The organism is Pantoea sp. X85 (assembly GCF_029623675.1).
Lineage (GTDB): Bacteria > Pseudomonadota > Gammaproteobacteria > Enterobacterales > Enterobacteriaceae > Pantoea > Pantoea leporis.
Genome location: NZ_CP121108.1, coordinates 2449110 through 2465428, shown reverse-complemented (window position 1 = coordinate 2465428; position 16319 = coordinate 2449110). Strand labels below are relative to the sequence as shown.

The following is a 16319-nucleotide window of genomic DNA, read 5'->3' as shown; positions in this document are numbered from 1 at the left end:
AGTGTGTATGAAAACCCAAAATATCCCCGTTTCACCCGCGTTTATCGCGATTTCATGGATTGCTATGCTCGGTGGCACATTGGTTTATCTGGCGGGCCTGTGGCGCGCAGATATGGAGCTGAATGAAAAAGGCTACTACTTCGCGGTGCTGATCCTAGGACTGTTCGCGGCGGTTTCGCTGCAGAAAACCGTACGCGACCGGCTGGAAGGTATTCCGACTACGCACCTTTATCACATGGTTTGCCTGCTGGCCTTCACTATTGCCGTGGTGTTGCTGGTTGCTGGGCTGTGGAATGCAACGCTAATGCCGAGCGAAAAAGGCTTTTACGGCGTGTCGTTCTTTATGGCGCTGTTTGGTGCGGTAGCGGTGCAGAAAAACACCCGTGACAGCATGCACAGCGTGAGCAGCAGCGTGGATGAAACGCCGGCGGAGCCTCAGGCCTGATATTACCGGACTCTCACGCTGCCGTCGCCGTGGTGGGAGAACGTTGACGCCATGACGGCGGTGTAATGATTTTTGGTGAATAAGCATGACAGATAAAGCTAAAAAAGCGGCTATCAAAGAGGGGAGCCTGCGCTTATTAACATCAGGTGAGATTGCGCTGGCAAAATCTGTCTATGGTGAAAAGATCAATTACAGTAAGGTCTGGATTCATCACGACAGTTATTTGCCATTTGGCCTCCAGCATGAGCGTGTAGCCATGACACCACAGGGCGAAATCTATTACCGCACATTTCTCTATAGAGATGATTATTCTAAAACTTCTTCGGGTGAACAACACACATTCATTCATGAACTCTGTCATGTCTGGCAACGAGACAGGGGGATGTGTGTTATCTGTCGAGGCCTCGTCAGCTGGATAGCTTCTTATCGCTATAAACTGGACGGGCGATTGCTGAGTGAATATCCGATGGAGCAGCAAGCTCAAATCGTCGCTGATAATTTTATTTTGCGTGAATGGGGTTATGAATCATTTTTATGGTTGCATGGTAGAGAATCCGTGACGCTTGATGGCGAATTAAGTCTTCCTTTAATAGAACAACGCTATAAAAATGCACTCAGAGGATTTCCATGGTGAAGAATTTTAACCTCAAAAAAATCGCAGCTATTTGCACTTTACTCATGAGTTCAGTATTTCTCTTTGGTTGTCCGGGCGTTAGTGACAGAGGGTGGCACGATGAAACAACGGAAGCAGTGCGAGAAGGGCAAGAGATTTGCTTTCCCATAAAACAATCACAAGGGTATATCCCGACTTACCTGGCAATTAATCAGAGAGATACCCCGCGAACAGAGCAACAAAACAGGATTGTTGGTGACGTTGAAATTTCTGATGGCATGCTATGTCTTCCCCCGGATGAGTTCACGCCTGCTGAAGGCAAAGAGTATGTAGTTAAATTTATTCTTAAAAACGGCGGGGGCATTGATTCAATAAGAAGCTTTGTCGTTGCTGTTAAAGTGGTTAATGGAAAATTGGGTAGCTATCAGTTACAGGATTCTGAAATATCGCGAGGCTATAAATAAGTAAGTGGGTGTGTAGTCAGCGCCTAAAACGGCCACCAAGATAAATGGTTCAAATGTTGAAGCATATTCGAAAGACGATGATAAGCACATTAATATGCTTACTTGTGACCGGGTGTACGTTGGGAGAAGAGCAGGTTGGATTTGAGCGTGATAACAGGGTAAGTCTGGTTAACGATATGCTTTGTATCAGCACGCCCCCAGAGAAAACGTATTATCTGAGCGTCATTTCGATAAAAAATAAGGATGATTCAGGGTTGAGGGAAACGTATGCGGGAAGTGAATTGTTGGCAGTTCACAACAAACGTTGCCTTTCACCATCACAGTGGCCTGTTACGGAAAATCGGGCCTATACTATTCATTACACTCTGCTGTCTACTTTGAAGATACGTCCATCTTTTAGAAAGGTCGCATCCATTAAGATAAGTAAAGGCCAGATAATATTTTTGCCATTGAATAACGCAGACTATCTTCCCAGCCTTATTCCAAATGATTTTTAGTGTTATAATTACAGATTGAAATCTATTTTATTCTTAAGTATTCATTTGAAAGAAACCATAATGAGATGCTATCAGTTTTATAAAGCAGGTGTTTACTCCACTCTAATAATGAGTTCCGTCTTTCTCACTGGCTGCATTGGCGATAAGGTGACGTTTTCAGAAATGGCGAATATTACTCGAAGAGAAAATGCAGCATGCTTTGACGTGCGACGAGCCAGCGACTACACGCTAAAATCCATGAGTATATTCAGAAGGGGGCATGAAGATGATAGACAATCTTTAATGCCCAACAATACCAATTTAAAGGATGGGCGATTTATCTGTCTTTCCGAATCAGTAATTGACGAGTTTGGCGATGGAGAGTATGTGGTTAGATTTAGTTTGAAGCCAATTAAAAAGCTTCAAAATTCGAGGGTGTTTTCAAATGCCATACAAATTGATGGGCGTCAGGTTAAAAACATCCCACTGCAGGAGAATGAAATTACGCATTACCTCGGTAACAATTTCTAAATTAATGGTAACTATTCGTGGAAATGCGGTCTCGTAATAGCATCAAAACAATTTATCCAGCCGCTGTCAGAGAACATTAATAAAGCCCAGAGAAAGTCGTCAACGTCCCCACCAGTGATAGAGACGTTGTGGCCGGCTGTCATCAAGGAGTGAATGACATGAACATAACTGATTTACTGCAAGGTGCATCCTCGTTAATAAACGGGACGTTGAACCGTTACCAACTTTCAATTCCCTCTTGCTCGTCCAGTATTGACGTCGAGAACTTCAACGGCGCAGAAGCGTTGAGCGAGAACTATCACTACGATGTGCTCTTTACCAGCTCGGATAAAGATATCACGGCCGCGCAGATGTTGCGTAAACCAGCGACGCTGACCATGGGCACGGGCGAGTTGATGGGGCTGTCGGGGCAAAAAATGGTGCATGGTTACATCACCGATTTTCACCGTCTGACGGGTTCTGCCGATCAGGTGACTTATCTGGTGGTTATTGAGCCGCGCCTTGCATTGCTGGATAAGCAATATCGCTCCCACCGTTTCTTTGTGAATAAATCGGTTCCGGAAGTGGTAAGCCAGATACTGGATGAACACGGTTTTCAGGGCTGGGAATATGAATTCAGCCTGAAGCACGAATATCCCAGGCGTGAGCAGATAAATCAGTACCAGGAAAGTGACCTTCAGTTTATTCGCCGCTTGCTGTCGGAAGTCGGCATCTTTTACATGTTCACGCTCCAGCCAGACACCCAGACTGAAGTTGTTCGGTTTGGTGATGCTCAGTCTGCGCTTATTCAGGGTAAGCCGTTGCCACTTAACAGCCCTTCCGGCTTGGAAGATAACGGACAGGAATCGATCTGGGGACTGAATATCACCCACAAAGTGGTCGAAGCAGGGGTGGTCGCGAAAGATTACAACCATCGCGAGGCGCAACGTATTTTACGTTCGGTTCAGGCGGATATGTCGCGCGGCGATGGTGATGATATCAACTACGGGCAGGTTTATCATTACCGTCCGCGTCATCCTGACAGCGGCGATAAATATGTGCCCGCGCCGGAGACTGCGAACTATTACGCGCGCCTCGATCACGAACGTTTTTTGTGCGGCCAGACGCTGATTACTGGCATCAGCAATGACGCATCGCTGGCTCCAGGCAAGGTGCTGACCATTATTGATGGCCTTTTGCCAACGCTGCCGGAACAGCTTCAAAATCCGGTCGTCGTCACGCGCATTAACCTCAGTGCCAGCCGCAAGTCGGCGTTACAAATCAACCTTAATGGTGTGCCTTACAGCGAAACGCTGTGCTGGCGCCCAAGGTTGTTACCACGCCCAAAAGTCAGCGGCACCATGACAGCGCGTGTTACTAGCGCAAAAGACAATGATATCTATGCCTGGCAGGATGCCTCCGGTCTGTACCGCGTGGTGTTTGATGCAGATGAAGAGAGCAAAGATCGCGGCCAGGAAAGCATGCCGGTGCGCCTCGCCAAACCTTATGGCGGTGATATGTATGGTTTCCACTTCCCGCTGATACAGGGCACGGAGGTAGCGATTGCCTTCCGTGAAGGGGATCCTGACCAGCCCTACATTGCTCATGCGCTGCATGACTCGAGACATGTGGATCATGTAACAGAGAAAAACAGCACCCGCAACGTCATTCGGACCGCTGGGCTGAATAAGCTTCGCATGGAAGATAAGCGCGGTGAAGAGCACATCAAACTCAGTACCGAATATGGCGGCAAAACTCAGCTGAATCTGGGGCATAACGTTGATTCAAAAAGAGTGTTACGAGGGAAAGGTGCGGAGCTAAGAACTGATGAATGGGTCAGCGTCCGCGGTGGCAAAGGGATTCTTTTATCAGCTGATTTTCAGCCCGATGCCAGCAGCACCATGCTGGAGATGGATGGAGCAATTGAACAGCTTGAGCAAGCACTTACCTTGGCCAGAAGCCTGCAAACAGCCGCTAAAGGCTCTAAAACCATTCCTGCTGATATCAATGGGCATCGAGCACTAAACGAATCATTGAGATATTTAAAAATGTCCGGGCTGGTGGCACATGCACCCGCTGGTGTAGGGATATTGAGCCCTGAAGCCATTCGACTCGCTTCTGGTGAGAAAAGTATTGGATTGATGTCGGGCAAAAATACCGACATTAGTGCCGGAGAGTCATTTACGGTTACAGCTTCAGAATCGGTAAGCCTTTTTGCAGCAGATGCAGGCATGCAACTCTTCGCAGGCGCAGGGAAACTGGATATCCAGGCGTTGGGCGGTGAGCTGAACACTACTGCTAAGGAAAACATCAGCATCAGTAGTGGTGAAGGCAGTATTACTGTTAGTGCAAACAGTGAACTTGTACTGCTCTGCGGTGGAGCCTATATCAAACTGAGTGATGGAAATATCGAGATTGGCTGCCCAGGTAATATATCGCTTAAAGCAGCCAATGTGGATCAGACCGGGCCGGGTTCGCTGGATAGTGAACCGATTGTTTTTCCGAAAGGCTATTCCGGTTCTTTCACTCTCAAAGATCCAGAGTCTGGAGAAATAAAACCTTTCACCAACTATCGAGTTACCACCGCAGAAGGTGAAGTATTAACCGGTATTTCGGATTCATCAGGAAAAACCAGCCATCTGTACTCGTCAATGCCCGGCGAAATGAAGATTGAGTTTCCGGATAATCGAAAGGAAGAGGGGCCGGGACATTGGATCACTGTTGACCATGATTTTCATGGATTAAAGAATTCGGCAATATTTGCAATCAATCGATTAACTTCCATGGGGGATGAAGGTCGTTTATTTGGCTCCGATGGCAAGGATTATATGAATACCAAAAAGGATAAAATTCAGGAATGGAGCCCTTTACCTTCAGATGCAACGGAAGAAGTAATCAATAAGTCAGCTATTCATCGTTACGGCGAAAAACGCAAAATTACGCAAACCTTCCTTGAAGGTGATGATGTCTGGGCCGTAGGCGGAAAATCGTGGCACTGGCAGCCGGTAACTGCCGATGATGTATACGAGGAGAAAAAATGAAGCTGACATTTAAATTCAGGCATGTTTTATTTTTTTGGGCAGCATTCGATTTTATATACATTATTCGTTTCATATGGCTGAACCTTTCACAAGGTCGAATGCCACTTATTGATGACATTATCTCTTTTAGTGAGTTATTTGTTACGCAGGGGTTTTATACATTAATCCTTTTCTCACTTTCCTTGTTATTGAATATATCGATTGTTTTATCTGCTGTACTGCTTTTAGCAGGATGGCGGCATGTGCAAAAAGTTGTCTATACACAGACGTTATTACGAATCATGTTTATAGTGCCCTCACTTTCCGTTTTGCCATGGATTTTGAAAAATGCATCGATAACTAATGGAGTGGTATTTTTACTCGCGACAATAATTTCAGAAATATTGAAAGTCGGTTCAATTTATCTGTTCAAAAAGACGGCTATGGATAAGCATTAACCAATTTAAAGGACTGAAGAGGTTTTTATGGCAAATAACTCATTAGTGACTTCCGTTACTCATAGTAATGCGGACGTATTGGTCGGGAAGCAAAAGCCTTATTGGGTTGAAGTACAACTGGTTGATGAGCTGGGGAATGCTGTCGCAAATATTCCCTGGAAAGCGGAAAGTCACCATCCAAATGAAGGACGAATAAAGCAACTCACTTACTCAGGAGTGAGTGATGCCGAGGGGCTAATAAGAATTGATATGCCGCATGGATTGGAAATGCGGTTATTTTTAGAAGCTGATCCTTTGGCAAAGGAGATGGAAAAACGCTCACTTCGTGTAGGTAGAGATGCAGAAGCTGACTCAACTGTTCGACTCGATGCATTAGGAAAGGGTTATAAATGGCATTATGCAACTATTGGTGAGTTATGTAGGGCTGTTCCCTCTGCGTATGATTTAAGAAAAGGTGAGGTGTGGCCGATATTCCATTTCCCGCTGAATACCAGATTTAAAGGTTTTACTATCAGGACAAATGAGCTTGAAGTGCGCCATGTCCTTGAAATATGTCCATTCAGAGCTTGGGAACTAGTATTACATCATCAAAAGGACTATTCGATAGCCAATGCCTTAAACTTAGGTGTGGCAGCAACCCTTGCATATGCCGATGATAATGCTTTAGACACGGTATCAATTACACAATTTTTTATAAATCAGTGCCAAGATCTCTCACGGTTACCGCAACTTCATAAAGATGGTTCTTCCTGGAATGTCCTGGCGCAAGATGTTCCCTTTAACGAACGTTATTATCCGCCGGTATTTATGGATACGTCTCGTGAAACATTAGTAGAAGTGAAAAAAAATAAAGACGAGCCTCTTTCGGATAAAAATCAGACAAAAGTTATAAAACCAGATGGGGATACTCAACTTTTTTATGTCTACAACACAGATGAAATTATAGTTTCGTGGCGTGGAACAGCAAGTCGTTTCGATGCGGGAACAGATCTAGCGTTTAGACCAGTGAAAACGGAGTTCTGTGATGAAAATAAAACCCAATGTAGCTCTCTACTTACTTCAGGAAAAGTTCATACAGGATTTTGGAGTGGTTATAACAGGGTCGAGAGTAAATTCAAAAAAGAAATAGAAATTTTGAGTGATTTGACTGAAACTTTGGATTTGTTTATCTGTGGGCATAGTTTAGGAGGTGCTTTAGCACTTATACATTCTGTAGTTTTAAAAAGTAGGTCACCTCTTTTATATACTTATGGGATGCCAAGAACGTTTACAAAGGAAGCCATTTCACAATTGTCTGATATTACTCATTTCAGGCATGTAAATGATAGTGATCCTGTGCCTGCAGTTCCACCTGAAGCTAATTTAGATAACGAACTGTATAGAATATGGGGACCATTAGGCGGAACTCTTGGTTTTTTTTGGTCGTTAGGTGAACTAATTACTTATCAGATGATTTCCTGGGGGGACTGCTTCTGGCATCATGGAAATCCAGTTGTTTTTCTTACTACTGAACAAAGCAGGGAATGGGGGGAGTGTAAAATAAACCTACCTAATCCGGCTGGATGTATATCTATTAGACGTTTACTACCTTTAAAAACTAAAATTTATCTAGTTCCTTCATTGGCAGAGCAAGAAATGCAGGATGCAGGTAAGAACCAAAAAGAATTTATTGAGTCCCTGACGAAAGTGGATTTAAGAGAGTATTTTCCCAAAGGAGGCAATCCTGAGCGTGGGGCAAATATAAAGGTTTACGAACATTTTATGACTTCTTACATGCCTTTCATTAACAATAAGCTACTAGAGTTAATTGATAAAAGTGGAATTACTGAAAGGAGAACGTTTGTTGAGCATTCATATAATGTTGATCTTTTTAAAAAACAAATGAAAGAAAATGTTAAAGAGATTCCAGTGAAAGAATATGTCAGAAATGAAATCCTACTGAATATTGAAGGGTTGCTAGATGTATCGCTCTCTCCTATGTTATCTCTATCAAGCGGAATTAATTCATTAGTTCGTTATGCTAACTATGGTGGAGAGGTTATTGAATATGTTTAAAAAAATTAATATTTTAAATTTTATTTTTTTATGTTCTGTAGTAGGATGCAGCAATACTATCGATAAAACTATCTCACCTCCAGAAAACTCCAAGTTGGTAAGCGTAAAAATAAAAAATCCATCTATTTATACAAAACCATTTCCACTTGCAGTTAGATATATTTCTCAAGAGTGTAAAAAAAGAAGAATTAGTGGTTTTGACGGTTCGGTTATTATTGAGCCAAGTTATAATGTTATCCAGGCTACTTTAAAGCAGAAAGATAATGATATATGGATTGCTCAGATCGCTACTATTGGTGGAGGGAAATGTCGTTGGATGTTAAGTGCTATTACTCTTGGCATAGAATATAGTGATGCAATTCACTTAAGAAAAGATCTTACTCTTGGAAGTGCGGCAGGGATGATTATAGCTTTTGATAATGATGCTTCTAGAAATGGACAATATTCGACAATCAAAGGTGACATAAATGTATCTCCTAAATATTACCCTTACATTAGGGAGAAAAAAATAGATAAAATTGAAAATACTCTATCCTTGCTAGGCAAGGAAAGCTTTATCACACTACGAGCTATCGAATCATGGAATATTGTTTTTTCACCAAAGCTGGATGAGAATAAAATCGTTATATTTGAAGGTATAGAGAAGAAAGAGAAAGGCGTATATCCAAAGATAATTTATCCAGATGGAACAATTGCACCACCGAAAACTCTCTTCCCAGACTTTGATAAAGTTGACAAAATGAAGTTATAGTCTTGTCTGTTTTATATTTAAATTAAGGGCTTCTGATATGTATAGAATTGGTTTGTAATTATATTGTTATTTTTTTTCAGGTCGTAATCGTGATGTAAATGTGGATTTTTTGCCCCCGCATGATTAAAAATTGATAACTGTAGAGATAAAAAAAACCCCTCTGAATATACAATGCCATTCCCACTAGAGATTAGATATATTTCATATCAGTGCCAAAAGAAGAGGGTTAGTGGCTTTAATGGTTCAGTTATTACTGAACCTGGTTATAATGTTATTCAACTTCCATTGCAGAAAATAAATAACGACACTTGGATAGGTAAGGTTGCAGTAAACGGTGGTGATTCATGTAAGTGGTCGTTGAGTGCAATTAATCTTGGCATTGAATATATCGATGCAAACCATCTTGGTAAGGATTTAGTGCCTGGAACTGCGGTAGGCGCATCAATTGCATTTGATAATGATGCTTCTCGTAATGGGCAATATACATCGATTCAGGGGGATTTAACACTATCACCAAAATATTATCCATATATTTTGGAGTGGAATATAATGCGAAAGAAAAAAATTAACGCTTTTAGGTAAAGAGGATTTCATGTCCTATCGAGTGTTTAATCTTAATACAATACACTACTCTCCAGGTTTAGATGAAACTAAAGTTGTGCGTTGGATTGAGCCTGAAAAAAAGGTTGATGGGGTTTACTCAAAAATAATTTATCCTGATGGAACTGTTGCTCCTGAAAAAACTCTTTTTCCAGACTTCAATAAGGTTGACAAGATGAAGTTGTAATTATCTGGATGAATGTGACCAGGATAATGATTGGGGAATTTGAATGGAAATGTTAATCACGAAGTAACATTCGCAATGTGAGTCTTAATAGTGAGTCAGTATGAAAGTATTTTTGTTTTTATTTACACTGACGTGCATTTTGCTATGCTCTTTGTCATTGATTTCAGTTATGTTGTATTTTCTGTATAAGCATCTCAAGTTGCGTCAGCATAAAATCATTGTTTTTCCTATTGTGATATCAATGTTTATGCTAGGCGTTGGTTTTGTCTTTATTCTCTGGATTTATGTGCCGGAGTTATGGAGTTTAATATCTATGTTCTATTTTTCGTGATGTTATTTGATGCATTTTACTGTGAGGTAAGTCCGTGAAAAAAGGTGTTGTTGTTATTGGAGATAAAACCACTCATGGCGGAGAAGTTATTTCTGCATCCTCAAAATACACAATCAATGGTAAACCCGCGGCCTTGGTCGGCGATAAGGTCAGTTGTCCAATTCCGGGCCATGGAACCAATCAAATCGTAGAAGGATCGCCAAGCAGGACGTGCGGTGGTCTTGCCGTGGTTGTTGATGGCTGTAAAAGCCAATGCGGCTGCCAGGTGATATCTAGCGTAACCAACAGCACAGTGAGTTGATAAACAATGGCTTGGGTAAGAACAAAAGCAATAATAACAGAGTTATCCCCTGCGCCAAATTTAATTGGATGGCTAATAGTCGGGGCATTAATAATTGTCGTCGCAGTTTTAATATTTATTCTTCATGCATCAGGTTCGTTTAAACCTCTCACTGTATTAAATATCTGGCTGGTCTCTCTAACCTTGCCGTTGTGCTGGTTTATCGCCTTCTGCGCGCGTTACTGGTTAAGACAGCGAGAAATAGACAAGCATCTGTTCCTGCAGCACGAGGCAGAGCGCGGACAACAGCAATGGGAGCAATGGGCACAGCGCTATATTGCTGTGTTAGGCAGCAGTATCCAACTGCCTGATGGCATCACAGCGGCTGCGGTTCTTGAATCTTCGCCTGATGCGTTCCCATCAAGAGGATCATTGGCAAGGCGGATTGAAGGCGTTCAATCTCCGTTAAAATCCTGTTTGTTAGGGGTGCAATCCGAACTGAAATCATTGCCACCCACGCTACCGCTGCGAATTAGTGTTTTAACTGATAGCGATCCCGTCCAGCTTAACGAAGAATTCCCCGATGTATGGGCGTCTGTTTTTCCCGAACTTATAGCACCAGTCGATGTTGTCATCTCGAAAACACTTTCGATGGCGCACCTTGAAGAACGCCTCAAACAGCCCACCATGACTGTCGATCTGATTATTGTGATGCAGCTTCATGGTGAAAAATTCTATTCCGATGGCCTGGCGACTTTGCTGCTTACCAGCGACGACGTTGCGGAGAAATATCAATTATCTCATGCCACTCGCTTGCTGCGTCCCATGCCGCTAGCGATGGCGATGTTTGAACAGGATTTTATTCTTTTTCTTGAAACACAAACTACGGCTTGTCTCACATCACGCGTAGTTGCAGATGTTTTGGATTGGGAGAAAGTATCTGCATCGTTAATGTCCACAGGGGGGCAGTTCGATGCTAAGTGGCAACCAGCAGAAAGACTGAATCTTGAAAAAATCACTGGCATACCAGGAAAGGGTTCTCCCTGGCTTCTTATCGCATTGACTGCGGATCTGGTCAGCCTACGTAAAGAATCATTACTGACACTTTTCTCTAGCGGAACCGAGCAGTACATCAGTACCCACACCACAGGACGTGAATATGAACAAACCGGGTAATCTTATTTTTGGCCGCCTCGGGATAGTTGGATTAATCATTGCTGGAATTGTCTTGATATGGCTACTGATTAACCAATATGGCACTTATGCAGGCATTGATACTACAAAAGACAAATTACTGGCTCTTTTAGCAATCTGCTTGGGCATCGCTTTCCTCTGCTATCTCCCTGCAATGGCGAAGGGAGTTAAACAGTCTTATCATCGTCGTTTTTCTAAAGAAACTCATGCTCTTCCTGCCGAAGAATCCAGGCTGGAAAAAACGTCTCCACGCAACATCACTATCGATGAAATCCGCCACGCACTGCGCCAGCATTATGGCCACTTCTGGAAACGCAAAGTCCGCATCCTGCTGGTCACCGGAAGCATGGCTGATGTTGAACGCCTGACGCCAGGCCTGACTAACCAGCTCTGGCAGGAAGATCGCGGAACATTATTACTGTGGGGCGGCGATCCTGCATCCTCACCAGATGAAAGTTGGCTGACCGCCCTAAAACGTCTGCGTCGTCGTCCGGCTGATGCGATGATCTGGGTTACCTCCGCCATTGATCATCTTGCCGACACTTCGGGCGTCCCTGCCACAGCATTACCTTCTGCCGCCGCGATGGATGCCACCGCCCACGCGTTATCGGCACGCTATGAGAAGCTGGGCTGGCGGTTGCCGCTTTATGTATGGTCACTGCATCCGCGCGCCGAAAAGCAGCTGGGCCGCATGATTCAGGCTGTGGGCATTCAGACACTTACTACAGGTAAAATAGACAAGTTGCTGGCGGAGTTGGCAGCGCAGCTCACCACCCAAGGCATTCAGCAGGCGGCAGGTTCGCCGCAGCATCGTTTCCTGCTGAGCCTGGCAGACCAACTGACGCGTGAACCTGAAACACTCAACGCGCTGATTGCACCACTGCAGAATCCGTATCGACCGCTTCCGCTGGCGGGGCTGGTATTTAGTCCAGCATCTGAAGGTGCAGAGCGCGCAGTACCCAATCACTGGGGCCGCGATAACCGCTGGGATGCGCTGCCGTCTACATTCACGTCGCTGCCGGCGCACCTGCGTCCGCAGCGTCGCGGCTTTTCCTGGTCGCGCCTGCTGGCATCCGTGGCGTGCCTGGCGGTGATTGCCTGGGGCGCGGGCCTGCTGGTGTCGTTCACCACCAACAGCAGCGTTATCAGCAACGCTCATACGCAGGCGATGCAGGCGGCCGATACTGGACAACCGCTGCAGCAGCGTCTGATGGCGCTTTCTGATCTGCAGAAAACCATGCAGCGCCTGCAACATCGTGCGGAGCACGGTGCGCCCTGGTACAGCTGTCTTGGGCTGAATCAAAACGGCGCGCTGCTGGCGGCACTGTGGCCGCGTTACGCGCAGGCGGCGCTGCCGTTACTGCGCGATGCGGCAGCCACGCATCTGCGTAAGGAGCTGCAGACGGTCGCTGACCTGCCGCCTGACAGCCCGCTGCGCGACACGCTCGCCAAACCAGCTTACGCCCAGCTCAAGCTGTGGCTGATGCTGGTGCGCCCGGAGCGTATGGATTCAGCATGGTTCAGCCAGGCGCTGATGCAGGACTGGGCGCAGCGCGCAGATGTGGCTACAGGTTACTGGCAGGGCAGAGCGCCCGGCTTACTGGCGTTTTACGGCGCAGGTCTGGTTACGCATCCTGAATGGAAACTAAAGGCGGACCCGGAACTGACCGGCCAGGTGCGCGCGCTACTGGTGCGTCAGCTTGGCGTCAGCAACAGCGAATCACGTCTGTATCAGCAGGTGCTGGCGCAGGTGTCGCGCAACTATGCCGATATGCGCCTTACTGACATGACTGGCGATACCGATGCGGCGCTGCTGTTCAGCACTGATGAAGTGGTACCGGGTATGTTCACCCGTCAGGCATGGGACGACGGCGTGAAACCCGCGATTGATAAAGTGGCCAATGCCCGCCGCGAGGAGATGGACTGGGTGCTGGGCGACAATCCGCCCGCGACCGGCAAATCCTCCTCGCCCGACGTACTGGAAGCGCAGCTCACTAGCCGCTACTTCGCCGATTACAGTGCGGCCTGGCTGAACTTCCTCAACAGCCTGCGCCTGCAGCCCGCGCCGACGCTGTCGGATGCCATTGACCAGCTGACGCTGATGGCCGACGTGCGTCAGTCGCCGCTGGTGGCATTGATGAACACGTTGAACGTGCAGGGGCGTACCGGTCAGACCGGCGGGGCGCTGGCCGACTCGCTGGTGAAGTCGGCGCAGAACCTGTTTAGCAAAGAGAAGCTGCCGGCAATTGATCAGAATGCCGGGCCGAGCGGTCCGCTGGATGCCACCTTTGGTCCGCTGCTGTCGCTGACCGAAGCGCAGGGCAGCTCGTCGTCAATGAATCTGCGCACTTTCCTCACCCGCGTCACGCAGGTGCGCCTGCGTCTGCAGCAGGTCACCAACGCCGCCGACCCGCAGGCGATGACGCAGACGCTGGCGCAGACGGTGTTCCAGGGCAAAACCGTCGATCTGACTGAAACCCGCGACTACGGCAGCCTGATTGCTGCTGGTCTGGGACAGGAGTGGAGCGGCTTCGGGCAGACAGTGTTTGTGCGCCCGATGGAGCAGGCCTGGCAGCAGGTATTAAGTCCGGCGGCGGAAAGCCTCAACGTCCAGTGGCAACAGGCGGTAGTGAGCGAGTGGAACAGTGCCTTTGGCGGTCGCTATCCGTTCAAAAACGTCAGCAGCGAAGTTTCTCTGCCGCTGCTGGCGAAGTATCTCAACAGCGATACCGGCCGCATCACCCGCTTCCTGCAAACGCGACTTAACGGCGTGCTGCACCGCGAAGGCACACGCTGGGTGCCGGACAGCATCAACGCGCAGGGGCTGACCTTCAACCCGGCATTCCTGAAAGCGATTAACCAACTGAGTCAGATTTCCGACGTGGTTTTCACCACCGGTGAAGCGGGACTGCACTTTGAGCTGCGTCCCGGCACGGCGGCAGGCGTATCGCAGACGACGCTGACCATCGACAGCCAGAAGCTGGAGTACGTGAACCAGATGCCGGCCTGGAAACGTTTCACCTGGCCGGCGGATACCGAAGCGCCGGGCGCAACGCTGAGCTGGGTCAGCACCGAGGCGGGTACACGATTATATGGCGACATGCCGGGTGGCTGGGGCTTAATCCGCCTGCTGGATAAGGCGCAGGTCACCGCTAATCCAGGCATCAGCAGCAGCTGGCAACTGAGCTGGGCCGCGCCCGATGGCCGCACGCTGAATTACATTCTGCGCACCGAAGCCGGTGATGGCCCGCTGGCGCTATTGCGGCTGCGCAACTTCACGCTGCCATCCGATATTTTTCTCCAGAGCGCCACAACTATCGCGCCGGAAGACCTTAACGTCACGGAGGACGAATAATGCCGCTTAAATCTCTTATCAGCGCCTGTGGTGAAGACGCTGAGACGCTGCGCGCTCAGGCAAAACAGCAAATCGCACTGTGGAATAACTGGCTGCAGCCGGTATCGGCGGACAATCCCGCTGGTGAGGACCCGACCTATCACGACGGTTTTCAGCAGATGCAGGAGGAGGTGAACCGCCTTTCCGGGGCGGACACCGCGCTTATCTGCGAGCTGGCGGAAAACCTACTCACCTCTGTTACGAAAGACATCCGCGTGGCGGCCTGGTACAGCTGGGCACGCCTGCAACTTGATGGCGAAGCCGGGCTGGCTGATGGCTTGTCATTAATGGCCGGACTACTGACGCAGTTTGGCAGCAGCCTGCATCCACAACGCGCGCGCAGCCGTGAAGCCGCGCTGCGCTGGCCCGCCGGTTCGCGCATGCTCGACACACTTTCACTTTATCCAGAAGTCACCAAACAGGATGCGTTGCGTATCGCTGGCGCACTGTTGTTGATTGAGGACGCGAGCCTGGAGCACGGCGGTGCCGGGCTGGGCAGTCTGTATGCGGCGCTGGAAAATCGCCTGCTTAAAGCGGGTGGCCCGGATGCGGTGGTGCCACAGGCGGCGGGTGAGGGTGATAAGCATCAAACCAGCGGTCCGGCTGCGCCACAGATGGGGGCGATAGCCTCCGGACGCGAGCTGCTGGATCAGGCGCGCACGCTGTCGAAATACCTGCGTGATCAACCCGGCGGCTGGCTTGCTGCGCACCGTCTGATGAAATCCCTGCGCCACGATACGCTGCTGCAACTGCCGCCGCTTTCCGGCGACGGCAAAAGTCGTATCGAACCGCCTAAGGCAGACCAGCGCGCTCAGCTTAAACGTCTTTGGCTGCAGCAGAGCTGGCAGGAACTGACCGAGCAGGCTGACAGCCTGTTCTCGCGCGGCGGCAACCACTTCTGGCTTGACCTGCAGTGGTACATCCATCAGGCGCTGACGCGCGCCGGCAACACCACGCTTGCCGCCATCGTGCAGGACGATCTTAAAGGACTGTTGTCGCGCCTGACCGGGCTGGAAACGCTGGCGTTCAGCGACGGTACGCCGTTTGCCGATGAGGTGACGCTCGGCTGGATACAGCAGCAGGTCATGAACACCGAACCCGGTTGGGGCGAAGGGGCGTCAGCTTCTCCCGGTGCCAGCAATGAGGATGACATTCTGCAACTGGAAAGCGAAGCCGTAGAGCTAGCCGATCGCGAAGGTATCGAAACGGCGCTGACATGGCTGCAGCATCGGCCGGGAACTGCTTTACCGCGACAGCAGTGGCTGCTGCGTCTGCTGATGGCGCGCGTCGCCGAGCAGTTTGGCCGTCAGGAAATGGCGCTACACCTGCTTAGCGGGCTGGATAACAGCGCAGATGACATGACGCTCGGTCAGTGGGAACCGTCACTGCTGTTTGAAGTGAAATCAAGAAGGCTGAAATTAATGCGCGCCCGCGTTGGGCGCAGTGAAGCGGATAAAGCGCGAGTGCAGCCGGAAATGGAACAACTGTTAGCTGGGCTGGTTCATATCGATGCGGCACGCGCTGTGGTGTTACTGGGTTAA

At 48.1% G+C, this 16319-nt stretch carries 14 protein-coding genes; all 14 read left to right on the top strand.

Features of this window, described 5'->3' with window-relative positions:
- Positions 1–7: 7 nt before the first annotated feature.
- The 14 genes from yiaA to tssA all read left to right on the top strand — a co-directional run bounded on the left by yiaA (position 8) and on the right by tssA (position 16319).
- A complete protein-coding gene (gene yiaA / locus P6287_RS11485) occupies positions 8–445 on the top strand; it encodes an inner membrane protein YiaA (protein WP_277973733.1) in 438 nt (145 codons plus the stop codon).
- Between the two features lie 85 nt (positions 446–530).
- Positions 531–1079: a type IV secretion protein Rhs gene (locus P6287_RS11480; RefSeq protein WP_277973732.1), complete on the top strand. Its 549-nt coding sequence runs from the start codon at positions 531–533 to the stop codon at positions 1077–1079.
- Positions 1073–1522: a putative T6SS immunity periplasmic lipoprotein gene (locus tag P6287_RS11475; protein WP_277973731.1), complete on the top strand. Its 450-nt coding sequence runs from the start codon at positions 1073–1075 to the stop codon at positions 1520–1522. Before P6287_RS11480 ends, P6287_RS11475 begins: the two co-directional genes overlap by 7 nt.
- A 557-nt stretch (positions 1523–2079) precedes the next feature.
- Positions 2080–2529 (top strand): putative T6SS immunity periplasmic lipoprotein, encoded by a 450-nt coding sequence (locus tag P6287_RS11470; protein WP_347343275.1) that lies wholly within the window; start codon positions 2080–2082, stop codon positions 2527–2529.
- Between the two features lie 158 nt (positions 2530–2687).
- Positions 2688–5549, top strand: a complete 2862-nt coding sequence (vgrG, locus tag P6287_RS11465; protein ID WP_277973729.1) for a type VI secretion system Vgr family protein — start codon at positions 2688–2690, stop codon at positions 5547–5549.
- Complete coding sequence (locus P6287_RS11460) at positions 5546–5986, top strand: hypothetical protein (protein ID WP_192411626.1); 441 nt, start codon at positions 5546–5548, stop codon at positions 5984–5986. Before vgrG ends, P6287_RS11460 begins: the two co-directional genes overlap by 4 nt.
- Positions 5987–6013: 27 nt before the next feature.
- A complete protein-coding gene (locus P6287_RS11455; protein WP_277973728.1) occupies positions 6014–8041 on the top strand; it encodes a lipase family protein in 2028 nt (675 codons plus the stop codon).
- A complete protein-coding gene (locus tag P6287_RS11450; RefSeq protein ID WP_192411628.1) occupies positions 8034–8792 on the top strand; it encodes a hypothetical protein in 759 nt (252 codons plus the stop codon). Before P6287_RS11455 ends, P6287_RS11450 begins: the two co-directional genes overlap by 8 nt.
- Positions 8793–8963: 171 nt before the next feature.
- On the top strand, positions 8964–9374 hold the full coding sequence (locus tag P6287_RS11445) for a hypothetical protein (protein WP_277973727.1): 411 nt from the start codon (positions 8964–8966) through the stop codon (positions 9372–9374).
- A 10-nt stretch (positions 9375–9384) separates the two neighbouring features.
- Positions 9385–9579 carry a hypothetical protein gene (locus P6287_RS11440; protein WP_277973726.1) on the top strand — a complete coding sequence of 65 codons (195 nt, stop codon included), beginning with the start codon at positions 9385–9387 and terminating at the stop codon, positions 9577–9579.
- A 365-nt stretch (positions 9580–9944) separates the two neighbouring features.
- A complete protein-coding gene (locus P6287_RS11435) occupies positions 9945–10211 on the top strand; it encodes a PAAR domain-containing protein (protein ID WP_192411631.1) in 267 nt (88 codons plus the stop codon).
- A gap of 6 nt (positions 10212–10217) precedes the next feature.
- On the top strand, positions 10218–11366 hold the full coding sequence (locus P6287_RS11430; protein WP_277973725.1) for a type VI secretion protein: 1149 nt from the start codon (positions 10218–10220) through the stop codon (positions 11364–11366).
- Positions 11350–14739 carry an ImcF-related family protein gene (locus P6287_RS11425; protein WP_277973724.1) on the top strand — a complete coding sequence of 1130 codons (3390 nt, stop codon included), beginning with the start codon at positions 11350–11352 and terminating at the stop codon, positions 14737–14739. The genes P6287_RS11430 and P6287_RS11425 overlap by 17 nt, the downstream gene beginning before the upstream one ends.
- Entirely contained in the window at positions 14736–16319 is a 1584-nt protein-coding gene (gene tssA / locus P6287_RS11420) for a type VI secretion system protein TssA (protein ID WP_277974929.1), read from the top strand. Before P6287_RS11425 ends, tssA begins: the two co-directional genes overlap by 4 nt.

Bases quoted from the DNA above. Each gene is read 5' to 3' on its own strand.
- P6287_RS11470 (WP_347343275.1), top strand. From the start codon at position 2,080: ATGAGATGCTATCAGTTTTATAAAGCAGGTGTTTACTCCACTCTAATA.
- P6287_RS11425 (WP_277973724.1), top strand. From the start codon at position 11,350: ATGAACAAACCGGGTAATCTTATTTTTGGCCGCCTCGGGATAGTTGGA.
- P6287_RS11450 (WP_192411628.1), top strand. From the start codon at position 8,034: ATGTTTAAAAAAATTAATATTTTAAATTTTATTTTTTTATGTTCTGTA.
- P6287_RS11455 (WP_277973728.1), top strand. From the start codon at position 6,014: ATGGCAAATAACTCATTAGTGACTTCCGTTACTCATAGTAATGCGGAC.
- P6287_RS11480 (WP_277973732.1), top strand. From the start codon at position 531: ATGACAGATAAAGCTAAAAAAGCGGCTATCAAAGAGGGGAGCCTGCGC.
- yiaA (WP_277973733.1), top strand. From the start codon at position 8: ATGAAAACCCAAAATATCCCCGTTTCACCCGCGTTTATCGCGATTTCA.
- P6287_RS11430 (WP_277973725.1), top strand. From the start codon at position 10,218: ATGGCTTGGGTAAGAACAAAAGCAATAATAACAGAGTTATCCCCTGCG.
- P6287_RS11475 (WP_277973731.1), top strand. From the start codon at position 1,073: ATGGTGAAGAATTTTAACCTCAAAAAAATCGCAGCTATTTGCACTTTA.
- vgrG (WP_277973729.1), top strand. From the start codon at position 2,688: ATGAACATAACTGATTTACTGCAAGGTGCATCCTCGTTAATAAACGGG.
- P6287_RS11440 (WP_277973726.1), top strand. From the start codon at position 9,385: ATGTCCTATCGAGTGTTTAATCTTAATACAATACACTACTCTCCAGGT.
- P6287_RS11460 (WP_192411626.1), top strand. From the start codon at position 5,546: ATGAAGCTGACATTTAAATTCAGGCATGTTTTATTTTTTTGGGCAGCA.
- P6287_RS11445 (WP_277973727.1), top strand. From the start codon at position 8,964: ATGCCATTCCCACTAGAGATTAGATATATTTCATATCAGTGCCAAAAG.